At 65.7% G+C, this 18,346-nt stretch carries 19 protein-coding genes; 6 read left to right on the top strand and 13 right to left on the bottom strand.

Going from position 1 to position 18,346, the window contains the following annotated elements:
* Positions 1 to 5 precede the first annotated feature (5 nt).
* Complete coding sequence (locus ACQPZ2_RS14275) at positions 6 to 1,133, bottom strand: sulfotransferase family protein (RefSeq protein ID WP_433525965.1); 1,128 nt, start codon at positions 1,131 to 1,133, stop codon at positions 6 to 8.
* A 4-nt stretch (positions 1,134 to 1,137) separates the two neighbouring features.
* Positions 1,138 to 2,010 carry an SDR family NAD(P)-dependent oxidoreductase gene (locus tag ACQPZ2_RS14270; RefSeq protein ID WP_433525964.1) on the bottom strand — a complete coding sequence of 291 codons (873 nt, stop codon included), beginning with the start codon at positions 2,008 to 2,010 and terminating at the stop codon, positions 1,138 to 1,140.
* A 167-nt stretch (positions 2,011 to 2,177) separates the two neighbouring features.
* Between ACQPZ2_RS14270 and ACQPZ2_RS14265 the strand changes: the two genes are divergently transcribed.
* Complete coding sequence (locus tag ACQPZ2_RS14265; RefSeq protein ID WP_433525963.1) at positions 2,178 to 3,131, top strand: LysR family transcriptional regulator; 954 nt, start codon at positions 2,178 to 2,180, stop codon at positions 3,129 to 3,131.
* Between the two features lie 537 nt (positions 3,132 to 3,668).
* Positions 3,669 to 4,844, top strand: coding sequence for an amidohydrolase family protein (locus tag ACQPZ2_RS14260; RefSeq protein WP_433525962.1), 1,176 nt, complete (start codon positions 3,669 to 3,671; stop codon positions 4,842 to 4,844).
* A gap of 45 nt (positions 4,845 to 4,889) precedes the next feature.
* Here ACQPZ2_RS14260 and ACQPZ2_RS14255 read toward each other — a convergent pair whose 3' ends face one another.
* Positions 4,890 to 5,714: an SDR family oxidoreductase gene (locus ACQPZ2_RS14255; protein WP_433525961.1), complete on the bottom strand. Its 825-nt coding sequence runs from the start codon at positions 5,712 to 5,714 to the stop codon at positions 4,890 to 4,892.
* A complete protein-coding gene (locus ACQPZ2_RS14250) occupies positions 5,711 to 6,181 on the bottom strand; it encodes a VOC family protein (protein ID WP_433525960.1) in 471 nt (156 codons plus the stop codon). The genes ACQPZ2_RS14255 and ACQPZ2_RS14250 overlap by 4 nt, the downstream gene beginning before the upstream one ends.
* 88 nt (positions 6,182 to 6,269) lie before the next feature.
* Between ACQPZ2_RS14250 and ACQPZ2_RS14245 the strand changes: the two genes are divergently transcribed.
* The 4 genes from ACQPZ2_RS14245 (at position 6,270) to ACQPZ2_RS14230 (ending at position 10,493) form a co-directional block, all read left to right on the top strand.
* The gene (locus ACQPZ2_RS14245) at positions 6,270 to 7,571 is read left to right on the top strand and encodes an acyl-CoA dehydrogenase family protein (protein WP_433525959.1); all 1,302 of its coding nucleotides are present in this window, start codon (positions 6,270 to 6,272) and stop codon (positions 7,569 to 7,571) included.
* Positions 7,572 to 7,600: 29 nt separating this feature from the next.
* Positions 7,601 to 8,596 carry a phosphotransferase family protein gene (locus ACQPZ2_RS14240; RefSeq protein WP_433527421.1) on the top strand — a complete coding sequence of 332 codons (996 nt, stop codon included), beginning with the start codon at positions 7,601 to 7,603 and terminating at the stop codon, positions 8,594 to 8,596.
* A 156-nt stretch (positions 8,597 to 8,752) separates the two neighbouring features.
* Positions 8,753 to 9,523 (top strand): enoyl-CoA hydratase-related protein, encoded by a 771-nt coding sequence (locus tag ACQPZ2_RS14235; RefSeq protein ID WP_433525958.1) that lies wholly within the window; start codon positions 8,753 to 8,755, stop codon positions 9,521 to 9,523.
* Between the two features lies 1 nt (position 9,524).
* A complete protein-coding gene (locus ACQPZ2_RS14230) occupies positions 9,525 to 10,493 on the top strand; it encodes an NADPH:quinone oxidoreductase family protein (protein WP_433525957.1) in 969 nt (322 codons plus the stop codon).
* A 160-nt stretch (positions 10,494 to 10,653) separates the two neighbouring features.
* Here the strand turns inward: ACQPZ2_RS14230 and ACQPZ2_RS14225 are convergent, their stop codons facing one another.
* The 9 genes from ACQPZ2_RS14225 to ACQPZ2_RS14185 form a co-directional block, all read right to left on the bottom strand.
* Positions 10,654 to 10,905: a hypothetical protein gene (locus ACQPZ2_RS14225; RefSeq protein WP_433525956.1), complete on the bottom strand. Its 252-nt coding sequence runs from the start codon at positions 10,903 to 10,905 to the stop codon at positions 10,654 to 10,656.
* 28 nt (positions 10,906 to 10,933) lie between these two features.
* Positions 10,934 to 11,827 (bottom strand): hypothetical protein, encoded by an 894-nt coding sequence (locus tag ACQPZ2_RS14220; protein WP_433525955.1) that lies wholly within the window; start codon positions 11,825 to 11,827, stop codon positions 10,934 to 10,936.
* Between the two features lie 168 nt (positions 11,828 to 11,995).
* The gene (locus ACQPZ2_RS14215) at positions 11,996 to 12,394 is read right to left on the bottom strand and encodes a hypothetical protein (RefSeq protein ID WP_433525954.1); all 399 of its coding nucleotides are present in this window, start codon (positions 12,392 to 12,394) and stop codon (positions 11,996 to 11,998) included.
* A 104-nt stretch (positions 12,395 to 12,498) separates the two neighbouring features.
* On the bottom strand, positions 12,499 to 13,119 hold the full coding sequence (locus ACQPZ2_RS14210) for a TetR/AcrR family transcriptional regulator (protein WP_063039525.1): 621 nt from the start codon (positions 13,117 to 13,119) through the stop codon (positions 12,499 to 12,501).
* A 93-nt stretch (positions 13,120 to 13,212) separates the two neighbouring features.
* Complete coding sequence (locus tag ACQPZ2_RS14205) at positions 13,213 to 14,361, bottom strand: acyl-CoA dehydrogenase family protein (RefSeq protein ID WP_433525953.1); 1,149 nt, start codon at positions 14,359 to 14,361, stop codon at positions 13,213 to 13,215.
* Between the two features lie 11 nt (positions 14,362 to 14,372).
* Positions 14,373 to 15,518, bottom strand: coding sequence for a thiolase family protein (locus ACQPZ2_RS14200; protein WP_433525952.1), 1,146 nt, complete (start codon positions 15,516 to 15,518; stop codon positions 14,373 to 14,375).
* Entirely contained in the window at positions 15,511 to 16,341 is an 831-nt protein-coding gene (locus tag ACQPZ2_RS14195) for an enoyl-CoA hydratase/isomerase family protein (RefSeq protein WP_433525951.1), read from the bottom strand. The genes ACQPZ2_RS14200 and ACQPZ2_RS14195 overlap by 8 nt, the downstream gene beginning before the upstream one ends.
* Positions 16,338 to 17,570 carry a CaiB/BaiF CoA transferase family protein gene (locus tag ACQPZ2_RS14190; protein WP_433525950.1) on the bottom strand — a complete coding sequence of 411 codons (1,233 nt, stop codon included), beginning with the start codon at positions 17,568 to 17,570 and terminating at the stop codon, positions 16,338 to 16,340. The genes ACQPZ2_RS14195 and ACQPZ2_RS14190 overlap by 4 nt, the downstream gene beginning before the upstream one ends.
* Positions 17,570 to 18,337: an SDR family NAD(P)-dependent oxidoreductase gene (locus ACQPZ2_RS14185; protein ID WP_433525949.1), complete on the bottom strand. Its 768-nt coding sequence runs from the start codon at positions 18,335 to 18,337 to the stop codon at positions 17,570 to 17,572. The genes ACQPZ2_RS14190 and ACQPZ2_RS14185 overlap by 1 nt, the downstream gene beginning before the upstream one ends.
* Between the last annotated feature and the right edge of the window lie 9 nt (positions 18,338 to 18,346).

The following is an 18,346-nucleotide window of genomic DNA, read 5'->3' as shown; positions in this document are numbered from 1 at the left end:
GTATTTCAGTGCGCGGTCCAGCGCCCAGCGCATTCGACGTAATGCGCGAACGCCGGGCGCACCCGATCCAGGTCGATTCCGAACTCGACCGGATCGGCCTTGTGGCTGGGCTCGCGTTCGGCCGCGGCCGCGGTCCACCAGCTGTGCATCCGCTGTTCGAACTCGCCGGTCACCGGTTCGTCCAGCCAGGCGTACAGACCCCGCACCTCACCGATCGGATCCGCTTGCATGGCACGGAAATCGATGTCGTAGAACCGATCCTCGGCACCGGCCGCGCGGAACTCCACCGCGCGGTCCATCCCCAACGTCCAGTGCTCGACGTTGAGCCTGCCGATGTAGGGCCGGTCGATATGGTCGGTGAACCGGCCGGTGATATCGGCGTACAGTTCGGCCACAGACAGAATCACGTCGGTCGGATCGCGATGGGTCATCACGAACCGCGCATCGGGAAACACCCGGTCCAGATGCTCGAGAAACAGGACGTGCGAGGGACATTTGAGCCGCCACGGCCGGGTCGGCTCACCCCACTGGAGCAACTTCATCACCCGCCGCTGATACGCGAATGTCGAGGTGAGGTCGGCGTCGGTGACCAGCCAGGCCGAATAGGCCGGGATCTGCGCGAATGAATGGAAGATGTGCGATTTGAAGTCCAGCGCCATCAGCTCGTGACATTCCATCGGCCCGTGCTTGTCGACGGGCACGTGATGGCGGGTGCCGACCATCTCGCCCTTGTCCGAGGGGATCCGCGGATCGACACCGACCACCGTCGAAGGCGGCGGGCACGGTTGCGACGACTCCCAGCGGCGCAGATATCGCACCTGGGGGTCCTGCGCCAGCAGCAGCGACAGCGCCGTGGATCCGGTACGCGGCAATCCCAATCCGATCAACGGCGCGACGATCGGCACCTCATCGATCTCCGGATGCCGCCGATACCAATCCTCCACCTGCAGGCGCTGGCTCAGGTACTTGACGATGCGGTCGTAGAAGAACGCCTCCCCGGCGGAGTTCAACCGAGCCTCGCGCTCGAGCGAATCCAGCAGGACGCCGAGACCCTCGCGGAACGAGTCGTCCCCGAAATCGTCCAGATCGGTCTGTGCGACAGCGGCTTTCAGCATGTCATCGATGGTCGGCATCGGCTCAGCCCATCCACTGTCCGCCGGCGACGTCGATGGTCTGCCCGCACATGTAGTCGGCGGCCGGGGAGGCCAGGAAGGCCACCACGTTGGCCACTTCCTCGGGCAGTGCGGCGCGGCCGAGTTGCACCCGCTGCGTGATCGATTCGGCGACCGAGTCGCGCCCCGCACGCTCCGCGTCGTTACGCGGCGCCATCAGGTAGCGCTTCATATCCTCTTTGATCATGATGCCGGGAGCCACCGCCAGCACGTTCACACCGCGCGAGGCGAACTCGTAGGCGAGGTTGCGGGTGAACCCGATGACGCCCGCCTTGCACGCCGCATAGACGGTCAGGCCGTTCTGCTGCACCCGGCCCGCCACCGCCCCGATATTGATGATCTTCCCCGAGCCCTGCTCGAGCAGGAATTCCAGCGCGGCGTGCGCGCCGTACATCATCATGGTCAGGCTGCCGAGCACCGTCAGGTCTATCTCCTGCTTGGTGTGCCGTTCGAACGCCCCGGCCGAGACCATGACCGGGTTGTTGACCATGATGTCCAATCCGCCCAACGCTTCCCGGCTCTCCGCGACCGCGCGATGCACCTGATCCCAGTCCGACATGTCGGCCTTGATCGGGACCGCCCGGACGCCCCAGCGCTGTTCGACCTCCGCGGCCCGGCGCTGCACCTTCTCGAATGTCCGCCCGACGAGCGCGATATCGGCGCCGCAGCCACCCAACCGGTTCGCGATCGCCTGCCCCAGCCCGTCACCACCGGCACCGGTGACAATCGCTTTCTTTCCGCGTAAATCCAACAGATCGGTCACGCGTTTGTCGACGGTGTCATAGGGCAGTCGGTCGAAACCCAATACTCGAGCCCAGTCCTGGTCCTGTGTGTCCATCCGGGACCTCCTCTCCGCTCCGTCATCGGAGCGCATCCAGATCGGCTTACCGCATTTACGGATTCGCCTATGCCTGAGAAGAGTAGAACTCCGGACTTTTCGCAGACCAATACTGATTTCGTCATTCAGTCATACAACTTGGTTATGCCACGTATTCTGATGCGACGATGGACACGCACCGGCTCAAGTACTTCCTGCGGATCGCCGAAGAGGGTTCGATGACCCGGGCGGCGGCCGTGCTCGGCGTCGCCCAGCCCGCGCTGAGCCGCCAGATCCGCCTGCTCGAGGAGGACCTCGGCATTTCGCTGTTCCATCGGACCAGGCGCGGTGTGCAACTCACCGAGGACGGCGAGCGGTTGCGCGCCTCCACCGCCGCACCGCTGCGCCAGCTCGAACTCGCCCTCCAGTACGCCGGCTCACCCCTGGCCCGCATCGAGCGGGGACTGCGCCTCGGCATGCCCCCGACGGTCGCCGCCGTCCTGGCCGCACCACTGCTGACCAGCCTCGCCGCCGCCTTCCCGAAGGTGAGCTTCGACGTCACGGTCGCCGGCACCGATGCGCTCATCGAGGCCATGCTGCGCGGCACGATCGACACGGCCGTGATCAACCAGGTCTCCGACGAGCGCCTGTTCGTGCGCGACCTGCTGGTCGAGGATCTGATCGTGGTCGGCGGCCCGCAATCGGACCTGCGGTCCGATCGGCCGGTCAGCTTCACCCAGTTGCTCGACCTGCCGCTGGTACTGCCCGCATCGCCCATCGGAATCGCCGTCGCCGTCCAGAACACGGCGCTGCGGCTCAAACGTCGTATCCACTCCCGGATCGCGACCGACTCGCTGCAGGTCATGATGGGTCTCGTCGAACGCGGAGACGCCTACGCCGTGCTGCCGATATCCGCCTGCGGCCGGGAGATCGCCACCGAACGGCTCCGCTACGCGCCGCTGGTCGAACCCACGCTGACCCAACATCTCGTGGTGGCCGCCTCGGCGCGCATGGACCTCCCCCGGGAGTTCGCATTCAAGATCGGCGATGTGCTCCGCGAGGAAGCCGCGCGCCTGACCAGGTCGGGTACGTGGTCGGCCCGCTTCCTGGCACCGGATCAATGGAATCCATACCGGGCCTGATCCGCCCTTGCCGAAGTCGACCGTTTGAGAGTACCGTTCTCTTTCAAGGAAACTATGATTCTCAGACGGTCAGGCGCCACTGAGCACTGTCAGTGATGCCGACGCCTTATATCAGAAGTAGCAGACTATCTACCCTGATCGTCCACTTCCACACGACTTTCACGCCGGACCCGCGCGGCCGTGGATATCAGCCCGGAGATTTGAATCCGAGTTCGTGAATTCATTCTCCAGCCTTTTCTACCAAAACTCTTTCGGTTGTCTATCAGGTCCTCGATAAGTGGCTGTTTTCAAACTGCTCTGAAAGCTTCCGTCGGTCCCGCATTTCGCCGACCTGACGGAATTCGCACTGCTGCGCGCGGGCGTGGATCTTCGACACCGCGCCGCCGCAGGAGGCGCTCGACGAGGAGATGGCCGACGACCGGCGCCCGGCAGCCGTAGGCGATGCGGATCGCCGACGACGGTCGGCACTTCGTCTCAACTATTGAACGCCGCACGTTCATGAGAATAAAATTCTCCTAGAATGCGAAGGAGAGTTTCATGCCCAAATGGGATCTGCCCTACCCGCTGTTCGACGCCGACAACCACCTGTACGAGACGAAGGAGGCGCTGACCACCTACCTTCCCAAGCACTATCGAAACGCGGTCAAGTACGTCGAGGTCGACGGTCGCACCAAAATCGCGATCCGCGGCCAGATCAGCGAATACATCCCCAACCCGACCTTCGATGTGGTCGCGCCTCCAGGGGCGATGGAGGAGTACTTCAAGAACGGCAATCCCGAGGGCAAGAGCATGCGCGAGATCTTCGGCAAGCCGATCCGCTCGACGCCCGCCTTCCGCGAACCGGCGCCCCGCCTGGAACTGATGAACGAGCTCCAGATCGACCGCGCCCTGATGTTCCCGACCTTGGCCAGTCTGGTCGAGGAACGCATGAAGGACGATCCGGAGCTGATCCACGCGGTCGTACATTCGCTCAACCAGTGGCTGTACGAGACCTGGTCGTTCAACTACTCCGACCGCATCTTCACCGTGCCGGTGATCAGCCTGCCCATCGTGGAGAAGGCGATCGAGGAGCTGGAGTGGGTGGTCGAGCGCGGCGCCCGGGCGATCCTGGTCCGACCGGCACCGGTGCCGGGCCTGCGCGGACCGCGCTCGTTCGCACTGCCGGAATTCGATCCGTTCTGGAAGCGCGTGGTCGAACTGGACGTGCTGGTGACCATGCACTCCTCCGACAGCGGATATTCCCGCTTCGCCTCCGAATGGGACGGCCGCCAGCAGGAGATGCTGCCGTTCGTGACCAACACCTTCAAGATGATCAACGAGTGGCAGCCGATCCGTGACGCGATGGCGTCCTGGGTCTGCCACGGCGCACTTTTCCGCTTCCCGGAGCTGAAGATCGCGGTCATCGAGAACGGCGCCGAATGGCTGCCCGGACTGTTGGAGACCCTCGCCAAGGTCTACAAGAAGGCCCCGCAGGGCTTCCCTGGCGATCCGGTCGAGGCGGTCAAGAAGATCCACGTCAGCCCGTTCTGGGAGGAGGATCTGGTCGCGCTGTCGGATCTCATCGGGGCCGACCATGTGCTGTTCGGATCGGATTATCCGCATCCGGAGGGACTGGCCGAACCCGCACGCTACGTCAACGAGATCAAGGATCTCCCTCTGGACGACCAGGCGAAGATCATGGGCGGCAACCTGGCCCGGCTGCTGAACGTGTAGTTATCCCGTTGCCCGCGTTGCTGCTCGCGGCGCGGGCACCGGGGACTAACCGGCTGTCCGCACCGCCGCCATCGCGCCACCGTCCACGAGCAGGTCGATACCGTTGAGAAAGCTCGCCTGATCCGACAGCGCGAAGGCGACGGCGGCGGCGACTTCGTCCGCGGAACCCCTGCGCCGCAACGGTGTTCGCTGCACCAGCGCCGCCATGCTCGGATGATTGTCGGCTTCCTGGCGGCCCTGCGGAGTGTCGATGATGCCGGGTGAGACCGAGCAGATGCGCGCGCCGACCGGGCCGAGGCGCACCGCCTCATGTGCCACGAAGCGGTGCACGCCTCGTTTCGCCCAGCTGTAGGCGAGACCGGGAGCCTCGACGGCGGGGCCGAGCGCATCGTGGATGCGCTCGAGAAACTTCTCATCGAGCGGATCGTCCACGACCGCGAGGCCGGCCGGGTCCGGCGCGACAGGATCGAGCAGCGGAGCCATCGAAGCGAAACACACCATGGCCGTGCCGGTTACAGCCAGCGGGCGCAGGGCCTGCGCGAGCAGCGCCGTCCCGATCAGATCGACGGTGAAGATCCGGCGCCAGTCACCCATCGTCGGAGAGATACCGGCGGCATGGGCGACAGCGCGCAGTGCGCCGTGCCGATCCACCCGCTCGGCGAGCCGCGCCAGCCCCTCGGCATCGGTGACGTCGAGCTCCACCGCTTCGACTGCGGCACCACCATTTTCGGCCAACTGGTCCCGCGCGGCAGCCGCGGCGGCCGCGTCCCGATCCACCAGGAGCAGTATGTCGACCATCTCGGCCAGTCGTTGTGCGCAGGCATAGCCCATACCGCGACCCGCGCCCGTCGCGATACCCACTGTTTTCACGTGTCACTCCGATCGGTCCTTGGCGCGGCCCAGCACTGGGCCAGGCTCGATTCCGCGGCCCGGTCGACCAGTTCCACCCGAAAGCCGTCGGCCCCGCGCAGGAATGCGAAGAACAGCTGCCCGTCGGCGCCGGGCCGGGTGGCCTCGGTGACGTAGCCGTGCCGCACCAGGTCCGCGGCATCGGCGGCCACATCGTCGGACCAGTACCCGACGTGGTGGAGTCCGGCTGCCCCCGCCGGTTCCCACAGCGTGCCCGCGACACTGCGCACGACCTCGAGGCGGGGCACGGTCGTGGAGTATCGGCATTTCAACTCCAGGACAGCCGTCCGGGTATCGGGCAGGTCCACCGACACCGGCCCGCCGACCTCCGGCCCCCACTCGTATCCGAGTACGGACGTCAGCGTCGCCACGGTGGCCTCGAAGTCCGCCGCGACGATCCCGATATGGAACTGATCCTCGGCCCTCACGACAGGACCTCCATTCGGCTCGAAATTCCTACAAGAATTGCATTCCGCATCACGAGAAGCATATTCTCATCATGCGAGAGGAGATGCAATGGCATGGGATTTCGAGACTGATCCGGAGTATCAGAAGAAGCTGGACTGGGCCGATGAGTTCGTGCGCACGGAAGTCGAACCACTCGACCTGGTCTGGGAGCACGAGCAGTTCGTGCCACTCGACGGGACACGGCGCAAGGCGATCCAGCCACTGAAGGAGGAGGTACGGCGTCAGGGTCTGTGGGCCACGCATCTGGGCCCGGACCTCGGCGGCCAAGGTTATGGACAGCTGAAACTGGCCCTGCTGAACGAGATTCTGGGCCGCTCGTCCTGGGCGCCGATCGTCTTCGGCTGTCAGGCGCCCGATACCGGCAATGCCGAGATCATCGCCCACTACGGGACGGCCGACCAGAAGCAGCGCTACCTGCAGCCACTGCTGGACGGTGAGCTGTTCTCCAGCTATTCGATGACCGAACCGCAGGCCGGCGCCGATCCGACCCAATTCCAGACCAGGGCGGTGCGCGACGGCGACGACTGGATCATCAACGGCTGGAAGTACTTCTCCTCCAACGCCAGAACCGCCTCATTCCTGATCGTGATGGCCGTGACGAATACGGACGTCAGCCCTTACAAGGGCATGTCGATGTTCCTGGTGCCTGCCGACACCCCCGGCATCAATATCGTGCGCAACGTCGGCCTCTACGGCGAGCCGATGAACGACGGCAGCCACGCACTGATCCAATACGAAAACGTGCGCGTGCCCGCCGAATCCCTGCTCGGCGGCGAGGGCCAGGCCTTCGTCATCGCGCAGACCCGCCTCGGCGGCGGCCGCATCCACCATGCGATGCGCACCATCGGGCTCGCGCAGAAGGCCATCGACATGATGTGCGAGCGGGCCCTGTCGCGCACCACCGCGGGCAGCAGGTTGGCCGATAAGCAGTTCGTACAGGGCTATATCGCCGACTCCTACGCCCAGCTGGCCCAGTTCCGGCTGTTCGTACTACACACCGCCTGGAAGATCGACAAGTACAACGACTACAAGAAGGTCCGCAAGGACATCGCCACGGCCAAGATCGTCATGCCGACGGTGCTGCACGATATCGCCTGGCGCGCAATGCAAGTGCACGGCGCCCTGGGCACCACCAACGAGATGCCGTTCTTCCGGATGATCCACGGAGCCGGTGTCATGGGGCTGGCCGACGGGCCGACCGAGGTGCACAAGACCACCGTGGCCAAGCAGGTGTTGCGGGACTACGAGCCCACCGACGGCATGTGGCCCACCGAATGGATTCCCGGAAAGCAGGAAGCCGCCCGGGCGAAGTTCGCCGAATATCTCGAGCACGAAGTAGGGAACCAGTGAGCATCGATACCACCCGGCTCGCCGATTGGATGGACGGCCAGGGCCTGCCCGGTAAGGGCGAACCCCTCGAAACCCGCTTCCTGTCCGGCGGAACCCAGAACGAGATCTATCAGATCCGCCGCGGCGAACACGTCAGCGTGCTGCGCATCCCACCTGCCGAGGCGCCCGCCGAACGGGATGCGGGCATTCTGCGCGAGTGGCGGATCATCGAGGCCCTCGACGGCACCGACGTCCCGCATACCGCCGCCGTCGGAGTCTGCACCGACTCCGGCGTGCTCGGCCGCACCTTCTACCTGATGGGCTTCGTCGACGGCTGGTCGCCGATGGACCATCGCGGCGTATGGCCGGAGCCGTTCGACTCCGACCTGGAAGCGCGGGCCGGGCTCGGCTACCAACTGGCCGAGGGAATCGCATTGCTGTCCAAGGTGGATTGGCAGGCGAAGGGCCTGCAGGATCTGGGCCGTCCGGACGGCTACCACGAGCGACAGGTATCGCGGTGGTTGGGCTTCTACGACAAGATCGATGGCGCGCGCACGCTCGACGGCATGGACGTGGCCACCGAATGGCTGCGCACCCACCGCCCGCTGGACTACATTCCCGGCCTGATGCACGGCGACTACCAGTTCGCCAATGTGATGTTCCAACACGGCGGACCGGCGCGGCTCGCGGCGCTGGTGGACTGGGAGATGGGGACGGTCGGCGACCCGAAGCTCGATCTGGGCTGGATGCTGCAGGGGTGGCCGGAAGACACCAGCGACCCGGCTGTTGCCACCAAGGGCTACGCCAATATGCAGTACATGCCTTCGCGTGACCAGATGCTCGCGCACTACGCGCAGGTGTCCGGACGCCAGGTCGACGATATCGACTACTACCTGATCCTGGCCAAATGGAAGCTGGCCATCGTGCTCGAGCGCGGTTTCCAACGCGCCAAGGGTGACGTCAAGCTGGCGGCGTTCGGGCCGATCGTGGTCGACACCATGCGCGCCGCCGCCGAATTGGCCGAGAGTACGGAGTACAAGTCATGAGCGAGCGCAGCGAGCGAACAATCAACACAGCCGAGCACTCGCTCGTGACGGAGCCGAGCGCCAGCGAGGCGGAGTCATGAGCGAGCGCAGCGAGCGAACAATCAACACAGCCGAGCACTCGCTCGTGACGGAGCCGAGCGCCAGCGAGGCGGAGTCATGAGCGATGCGGAGTTCGTCCTCGACCGGCACGGCCCGGTCATGGTCGTCCGGCTCAACCGTCCGGATGCGCGAAATGCGTTGACCGGCACCATGATGCGCGGAATCGGCGCGGCGATCATCGCGGCCGAGGCCGATCCGCTGGTGCGCGCAGTCGTGCTCACCGGCACCGGCGATCGCGCCTTCTGCTCGGGAATGGATCTGCGCGCCTTCGCCAGTGGCGAAGACTTCGGCAAGGGCGCGGAAGCCGAGGCCTACGGGCGGCTGGCCAAGGGGCAGGTGAGTGTCCCGGTGATCGGCGCGGCCAATGGCAGCGCCGTCGGCGGCGGACTGGAACTACTACTGGGCTGCGACCTGATCGTGGCGTCCGCGGCGGCGAAATTCGGCTTCCCCGAGGTCAAGCGGGGACTCTTCGCCGGTGGTGGCGGTACCTTCATCGGCACCCGGATCCCGCTCGGCATCGCACTCGAACTGCTGCTGACAGGTGATCTCGTCGACGCCGAGCGCGCCGAGCGGATCGGTCTGGTGAACGCGGTGGCCGAACCGGATGCCGTGTTCTCGACCGCGCTGGCCTTGGCCGAGCGGATCGCCGCCAACGCGCCACTCGGGCTGGCCGCTTCGAAAGAGCTTGCCCGCCTGGCGGTTTCGGATGCCGAAGCGGCCACCGATCGACTCGGCAAATGGCAGGCATTGGTATTCGGCAGCGAAGACGCCAGGGAGGGCGCCCGCGCCTTCGCCGAGAAGCGCACGCCGAACTGGCGAGGACGGTGAGATGCGCGCGGTGATCTGCCCGGCCTACGGGCCGCCGGAGGTCGTGCGCATCGAAGACCGTGCGGCGCCCGCACTCGAATCGGGACAGGTTCGAGTGCGGGTCGGCGCGGCCGCGGTCAATTTCCCGGACGTGCTGGTGATCGCGGGCGAATATCAGATCAAGGTGCCGACACCGTTCGTGCCCGGCAGCGAATTCGCCGGTGCGATCACCGAAACCGCCGACGACGTCACCGAATTCGCCATCGGCGACCGAGTCACCGGCACCGGGATCGTCGGGGCGTTCGCGGAAGAGGTCACCGTGCCCGCCGCGGGACTCGGCCGCATCCCCGACGGAGTCGACGACCATCGCGCGGCCGCGTTCGGCGTCGCCTACCGCACGGCGTATCACACATTGCGTTCGGTGGCCCGGGTGCAGCCCGGGGACCGGCTGCTCGTACTCGGGGCCGGTGGCGGCGTCGGCCTTGCGGCGGTGCAACTCGGGGTGCATTTGGGCGCCGAGGTCACCGCCGTCGCATCCTCCGCCGAAAAGCTCAGCGCCGCAGCGACTCACGGTGCCACCGGACTGATCGACCACACCAGCGGTGACCTGCGCGCGGCGCTGAAGCAAGCACTGCCCGACGGCGCCCATGCCGTCGTCGACCCGGTCGGCGGGCGACTATCCGAGCCCGCGCTGCGGTCGCTGCGCCGCGGCGGTCGGTTCGTCACCGTCGGCTTCGCCTCCGGCGAGATCCCGCGGATCCCGCTGAATTTGGTGCTGGTCAAGGGAATTCACGTGCTCGGCTTCCAATTCCAGGATCTGGATCCCGACGAATTCCGGCGCAACGAGGACGAATTGCGGGAACTGCTCACCATCGGCCGGGTACTTCCGCACATCAGCGCGGTGTATCCGCTCACCGAGGCTGCCACCGCACTACGGCGCGTCGCCGACGGGAAGGCCATCGGCAAAATCCTGCTCGATCCGAAAGCCTAGCCCGGCGCAACGAAACCTGTTGACCACCAACCCGAATCACACTGACTAGGTCGACGATGTGATCGAGACATAGTGGAGGGCGCGGCGGCACATCCGACCACGACCGCATCATCGTGGGCAATATCTGCTCCAAACCCGCCGTACCAGTGGGCGAGGCACCCTATGCGATGAACTCCTCGATAGTGTCGGCCTCGACAGCGCGCTCGAACCAGGTAGTCATCTGGTCAAGGTCTGTGCAAGTTGCAATACGGGCACGTACATCCTCGGGTACCGCCATCTCACGCAGTTCCAAGATCCGCAAGATGGATGCGGCCCAAATTTTGACCTCAGTTTTAGCGCGACCTTCTGCATGGCCCGCAGCACGGATTGCCTGCCACCACTCGGAACGGAGGAACCACGTCGGCACCGCCATCAACAACCTCCCGTGCGCTCAGTGCGTCCTACGCGAAGAGGTCGTCGATGGAGTCGGCCCTGAGGGCGCGCTCGAACCAGTCGGCAAGTTGGTCACGATCCGCGCAAGAAGCGATGCGGGCACGCATCTCATCGGATACCGCAATCCCACGCAGTGCCAATAGCTGCAGAAGGGCCTCAGCGCGCCCCTCAGCGCGCCCCTCAACACGCCCCTCAACACGCCCCTCAGCACGAACTTCCTGCCAGTATTCGGAACGGAAGAACGAGGTATCCACGGCCATCAACTGCCTCCAGGTCTGTCCGGCCGGGCCTTTGCCCAATCCGAGTGCGGTTAGTTCGGTGAAGATCACACGGTCGTCGGGGTTATCGATGCTGTGCAGTGCGGTGGCCAGCGTGTTCATTATGTCACCGATGACGGAATCGTCGGCGGCGTGTGTGATTGCCGAGAGCGTCGCCAGCGGAATGTCTTTGACAGCGGCGTCCAGGTTGGTCACCACGGGAACATTGTCCGGGCCGAATACCAGTGGGTGAACGATGAGACTGGTCCATTGCGGTGGACCGATGGCGAGTGGTCCACGGGCCCAAGTGGCCGTGGAAGTGTCCTGGCACACGACCAGCAGCACAGGGTGTAGCCGGTATTTAGCGTGCAGGTGTGCCAAGTAGTAAGCCCAGGAGCTTGGTTTCTTCTTGTCCTCGTGTCCCTGGGCTTCGACGAGCAGCAGAAACGCTCCTTCCGCAGTCTCTATCCGCAGCAGGGTATCGACGCGACGCTCCAACGGGTCGATCTCGGTGAGATCGGTCGGCAGCAGCGCGACATCGATCGGATCCGGAAACGGCAGTCCCAAATCACGGATCGTACGGGCGAATACGCCCGGATCCTGCCGGAAGAGGTGGTGCATAGCCTCGTGCTGGGAGCTGACCATGCGCGCGACCGTACTCGAAGAAATCGCAAATATGTTCGATCCAGCGAAATCGGTCCAGAATCGCCGGAATAGCTTGGGACACACCCGATGTCGTCCCGTGTGGCGCCCCCGGCGATTCCACGGGACGCCACCGCTCACCTACCGGACAGATCCACACATGTCAGAAACTCACCCCACCGGAAGCAGATCCGCCGCCAGGTGATCCTGGGTTTCGCTGCAGCGGAACATCTCCACATCCTCGAGCACATCGAACGGTTGGCCTAACGCCGCCAACGCCCGCGCCTTAAAGGCTCGCGCTGCCACGCTCAGCCGGTGCTGCACTCCCTCGGTCCGGCAATCGAGTTCACTCGGACAGGCAGCGCCCCACACCGTCACTTCGAACGACCGATCCTCGATGTTCTTCAGCACCCCCTGGCGGACCCGCGGATCGGATTCGAAAAGCTCTGCGGCGATGGCCATTCCGTTCGGCCACACACCCGCATCCGATAGCGATGCCATCGAGGTCTCCAGATCCAGCACGGTTGCCCCGAGGATCCGCAGCGGTCGGATATCGGCGACGTCGCCCACGCAAACCGTCACCTCCCACCCGGCCATCGCGCGGTCGAATAGCCAACCTCCCGAGTACCGCACCACATCGGCGATATCGGGGGCGATGACCGCCAGCCGATATCTCAGAGGGTGCTTGCGGGCATGAGCTCGCGCTCGAGCGAGCGGACGTACTCCGTGAATACCCGGTTCAGTGGTATCGAGGGGTCGAGCAGCCATGAGGTTTCCATCCCGTTGAGAAATGCGACTATCTCCACAGCCTTGACGGCAGGGTCCAGATCGGTGCGGTATCGGCCGGCGCGCTGACCGCGTCGGATGCCGCCGGCAATGGTGGCGACGGCGGCTCGGTACCGACCGAGCAGGCGATCGTGCAGGGGCGCGTCCGGGTCGAGATTCTCGACGAGCAGCACGGTGAACATGCCGACCAGATCCGGCGAGCGCCGGAACCGGTCGACGACGTTTTCGAGCTGCTCGATCAGATCGCGACGGCGGTCGGAATGGAGTTCGTCGTCGGTGTCGCGAGCCTCGAGTACCGCATGCAGCAGCTGTTCCTTGGACTCGAAGTGATGCAGCACCCCGGCCGTACTGACCCCGGCCTCCCGCGCGATCTGCGCCAGCGTCGTATTACGCCAGCCGTTGCGCGTGAGCAGTCGCTGTGCGACGGAGAGAATCTGCAGCTTGCGGTACTCGCCTTTGGCCAGCAAAGTCTCATATGGCCGCGGGGTACCGGCTTCCGGATCGGACACCGAACTCCTTCGTTCGATCAACCTACTGAAGACACAGTAGGTTGGTTCCGAGGCTGTGACAAGGGTCTCAGGTAGCCCAATTTTTGGGCTGGATCACAGACCGAGAGATTTAGCTATGATCATTTTCATCACCTCGCTGGTACCGGCATAGATGCGCGCGACACGCGCATCGGCGTAGAGCCGGGCGATCGGATATTCCGTCATGTAGCCGTAGCCGCCGAACAGTTGCAGACAGCGATCGACCACCCGCGCCTGCACCTCGGTGCAGAACAGCTTGACCCGCGCGGCATCGGCACCCGAGAGCTGACCCTCGACCAATTCCAGCACCGCGCGATCGACCATGGCCTGGGCCGCCTCCACCTCCGTCGACAGCGCGGCCAGCTCGAATTTCGTGTTCTGGTAGGCCGCCACCGGCTGGCCGAAAACCTTGCGCTGCTGCACATATTCGATCGTCGCGGTGATCGCGGACCTGGCCTGCGCCACCGATCCGACGGCCACCGTTATCCGCTCCTGAGCGAGATTGTGGCCGAGATAGGTGAATGCCTGCCCCTCCGCGCCGAGCCGGTTCGTCGCCGGGACGCGCACATTGTCGAATGCCAGTTCCACCGTGTCCTGCACCTTGCAGCCCAGCTTGTCCAGCACCCGGCCCTTGGTGAATCCGGTTCGGCCGCTTTCCACCACGATCAGGCTCAGGCCCGCGCGCCGATTGTCCGGATCCGACGAGGTGCGCGCCACTACGATCACCAGATCCGCGAGCAGACCACCGGTGATGAATGTCTTTGCGCCGTTGAGTATGTACTGCTCGCCGTCGCGAACCGCGGTGGTGCGAACACCGGCCAGATCGGAGCCGGTGCCCGGCTCGGTCATGGCGATCGCGGTCAGCAGCTTGCCGCAGGCCAGACCCGGAAACCAGCGCTCGCGTTGCTCGGCGTCGGCGTATTCCAAGAAGTAGGGCAGGATCACGTCGATCTGGGTGCGGACGGTACTGAGCGTGACGAGCGCGCGGTAGGCCTCCTCCTGCAGCACGGCATTGAACCGGTAGTCCCGCATGCCGCCGCCCCCGTACTCCTCGGGGATCGCGGTGCCGAGCAAGCCGAGTTCGCCCATCCGCTCGAAGATTTCGCGCGGCATCTGCCCGGCCCGCTCCCAGTCCGGGTAGTGCGGCACCACCTCCTTATCGATGAATTCGCGGGCCAGCTGCCGGAATGCGTCGTGGTCTGGGGTGAAAATGTCTCGTCGCACGGTCGGCTCCTTCAGTGCACGAGTTCGACGACGGTGGCGTTGGCGGTGCCGCCGCCCTCGCACATGGTCTGCAGGCCGTAGCGAATTCCGTTGTCGCGCATGTGGTGGATCATCCGGGTCATCAGTACGGCGCCGGATCCGCCGAGCGGGTGGCCGAGGGCGATCGCCCCGCCCAGCGGATTGAGCAGGTCCGGGTCGGCCCCGGTTTCGGCCAGCCAGGCCAGCGGGATCGGGGCGAATGCCTCGTTCACCTCGAAGACGCCGACCTCGGACAGACCGATACCGGCCTTGCGCAATACCTTCTCGGTGGCCGGAATCGGACCGGTCAGCATGAGTACCGGATCGGCACCGGTGACCGCACCGGCCCGATAACGCACCAGCGGCGTCAGCCCCAACTCGCGCGCCTTTTCCGCCGTCGTCACCAACAGTGCCGCGGCACCGTCGGAGATCTGCGACGAGTTACCGGCATGGATAACACCATCGGCCTGGAAAGCCGGTTTCAGCCCGGCCAGTTTCTCGACCGTGCTGCCGGGCCGGATGCCCTCGTCGGCGCTCACCGTCCCGGAATCGGTTGCGACGGCGACGATCTGCTCCTCGAACGCGCCGCGATCCTGAGCGGCGGCGGCCCGTGCGTGCGACAGTACCGAGAACTCATCGAGCCGGGTGCGGTCGAAACCCCATTTCTGCGCGATCAATTCGGCGGAGATGCCCTGGTTGAACGCGAAATTGTCGTAGCGGGCAAGAGCTTTCGGGCCATAGGGCATGCCGTCGGCGCGCGCGGCACCCAGCGGCACCCGGCTCATCACCTCGACGCCGCCCGCGACCACGACCTCCTGCGCACCGGACGCCACCGCCTGCGCGGCGAAATCCAGGGCCTGCTGGCTGGATCCACAGGCCCGGTTCACCGTGGTGCCCGGAATGGTCTCCGGCCAGCCCGCGGCGAGCACCGCATAGCGCCCGATATTGCTGGACTGGTCGCCGACCTGGGAGACACAACCCCAGATGACGTCATCGATGACCGCCGGGTCGATGCCCGTGCGGCCCGCAAGCGCATTGAGCACGATCGCCGACAGATCGGCGGGATGCGTACCCGACAGTCCGCCATTGCGTTTGCCGATCGCGGTCCGCACCGCTCCGGCGATGACTACCTCACGCATCTGCTGTACTCCCGTTTTCGGACCGGCCCGCGCCGCGGACCGGTGGTCTGTGCACGGTCCAGCGACCGTCGAACTGTGGTTCTCGTTTCTCGGCGAAGGCCGCGAATGCCTCCGGGGCGTCCGAGGTGGCGAAATTGAGGCCCTGCGCGGCGGCCTCCCCGGCGAGCGCTTCGCGCAGAGTGTGATCGGCACCCGCGTTGAGCAGGGCCTTGGTTTGTGCCAGCGCCACCGGCGGGCCTGCGGCCAGCCGTGCGGCGAGATCAGTGACCCAGGAGTCGATTTCGTGCTCGGGAACCACCCAGGTCACCAGATTCAGTTCCCGCGCCTGTTCGGCGGCGATCATTTCGCCCAGCAATGCCAACCGCTTGGCCTGTTGCAGCCCGACGAGTTTCGGTAGCAGCCACGAGCCGCCCAGATCCAGCGAAAGGCCGCGGCGGGCGAAGATCTGCGAGAAACGGGACTCGGGCGTGGCCACCACCAGGTCGCAGCCGAGCGCCAGATTCCATCCCGCGCCGACGGCAACGCCGCTCACCTTCGCGACCGTCGGCATCGGCAGCTCGTGCAGCAGCAACGCCACATCGGTCAATGCCCGCATGCGATAGACCGGATGCCCGTTATCGGGCACCGAAATGTCGGCGCCGGAACAGAAAGCGCCACCGGCCCCGGTGAGCACCAGCGCTCGCACGGTGCGATCGGCCGCGGCGGCCCGGAGCGCATCCGCCAGCGCCTGCCACAGTTCGGCATCGATCGCGTTCTTGCGATGCCGCCGATTCAGTGTCAAGGTCCGTACGCCGTCACGATCCTCGGTCAGCAGCGAACTCATGCCCGCCCCGCGGGTTGCCGATATGCCGGACCGATTGCACCCGCCGCGCGGAGTTCATCGATTTCCGCACCGCCGCAGCCGATTTCGGACAGTACGGCGTCGGTGTGCTCGCCGAGTCCGGGAACCGCGCCCATGGGTGGATCGAAACCGTCGACAATGGCCGGTGGCAGCAGCGACGGGATCGGGCCGGACGGGGTGTCGATGCTGCGCCAGCGATCGCGGGCCGACAGTTGCGGGTGGGCGATGACCTCGCTGGGCAGGTTGTAGCGCGAGTTGCCGATCCCGGCCGCGTCGGCGAGTTCTTGAATCCGCGCGAGATCGTGTCGGGCGCACCAGGATCCGATGGCCTCATCGAGAATGTCGCGCCGCTTACAGCGGTCCGGATTGGTGCGCAGGCCCTCGTCGTCGGCCAGGTCGGGGCGGTCGATGATGTCGCGGGCCAGCCGCTGCCATTCCCGATCGTTGGTGGTGCCGATCACCACGGTCTGTCCGTCCGCGGTGCGGTAGGCACCGTAGGGCGCGACCGCCGCCGAGCTCATGCCCAGCGGTTGCATATCTATTCCGGAGTGCCTGGCGTAGGTGAGGTGATAGCCCATCACATCGGCCATGGTGTCGAACAGGCTGACCGCGATCGTCGCGCCCGCATCGGATCCCCGGCGCTGTCGTCCGCACAGCGATGCCAGAATCGACAGCGCCGCATACTGTCCCGTGATGACATCGGCCATCGGCGGGCCCGGTTTCGCCGGGGCATCCGGATATCCGGTGACCGCGCACACCCCCGATTCGGCCTGCACCAGCAGGTCGTAGGCGCGCTTGTGCGACAGCGGTCCACCCGAGCCGAATCCGTCGATCGATACCGCGATCAGATCCGGGTGCCGCTCGGCCAGATCCGCCGGTGCGAGACCGAGCCGGTCGGTCGCACCGGGCGCCAGATTCGATACCAGTACCTCGGCCAGATCCAGCAGGCGATGCAGAATCGCCACGCCCGCAGGCGTTTTCAGGTCGAGGGTCACCGATTCCTTGCCGCGGTTGACCCAGACGAAATGCGCCGCCTGCCCCTCGACCACATCGTCGTAGTACCGGGCGAAGTCGCCACCGTCCGGGTTTTCGATCTTGATCACGCGGGCGCCGAAATCGGCGAGTGTGCGGGTGCACATCGGCGCCGACACCGCCTGTTCCAGGGCGACGACGGTGATACCCGCCAATGGTCCCTGCGCCGTATCCGGCATCACATCACCATGCCGCCGTCCACCGGCAGCACCTGCCCGGTGACGAACGAGGCGGCATCGGAGGCGAGGAAGACGAAGGCGCCGGCCACCTCCGCGGGATCGGCCCAGCGCCGCAACGGAATTCGGTTCAGCATCTGCGCCGCGAACTTGTCGCCGGTGCGAATGGTCTCGGTCATCGGCGTGGCCGCCAGTGGCGCCAGCGCGTTCACCAGGATGTTCTTGCGTGCCAATTCGCGAGCCAGGGATTTGGTGATGCCGATGATGGCCGCCTTGGCCGCGGAGTAGTTGACCTGCCCCAGCGTGCCGACCAGCCCGGCCGACGAGGTGACGTTGATGATGCGCCCGGTGCCGTCGGTCGGCAGGTACGGCAAGGCCGCCTGCGAGCAGTTGAAGGTGCCCAGCGTGTGGATCTCGTACAGGCGCCGCATCGAGTCGGCACTGGTGTCGGCGAACATGTGCGGATCGGTGACCCCGGCGTTGTTCACCACGATATGCAGTGTGCCGCCTGCCAATTCGGCGGCCTTGGCGGCGGCCGCGTCGGCGGCCGCGCGATCGGACACGTCGAGAGCGAAACTCGCCGCGCTACCACCGTTTCCGATGATCTTCTCGGCGACGGCCGCGGCCGCGTCCGCATCGACGTCGGTGACCAGCACCGCCGCGCCCTGCGCGGCGAGGGCCTGCGCCACCGCCGAGCCGATGCCGCCCGCCGCGCCGGTGACCATCGCGGCCCGCCCGGTCAGCTCGAAAAGTCCGTTCTTGGCTGCCATTCGGTTATT

The sequence above is a fragment of the Nocardia pseudovaccinii genome, assembly GCF_050942345.1.
In the GTDB taxonomy this organism is placed as follows: domain Bacteria; phylum Actinomycetota; class Actinomycetes; order Mycobacteriales; family Mycobacteriaceae; genus Nocardia; species Nocardia pseudovaccinii.
The sequence above is the reverse complement of the archived record's forward strand: the minus strand, read 5'-3'. Positions and strand labels throughout refer to the sequence as shown.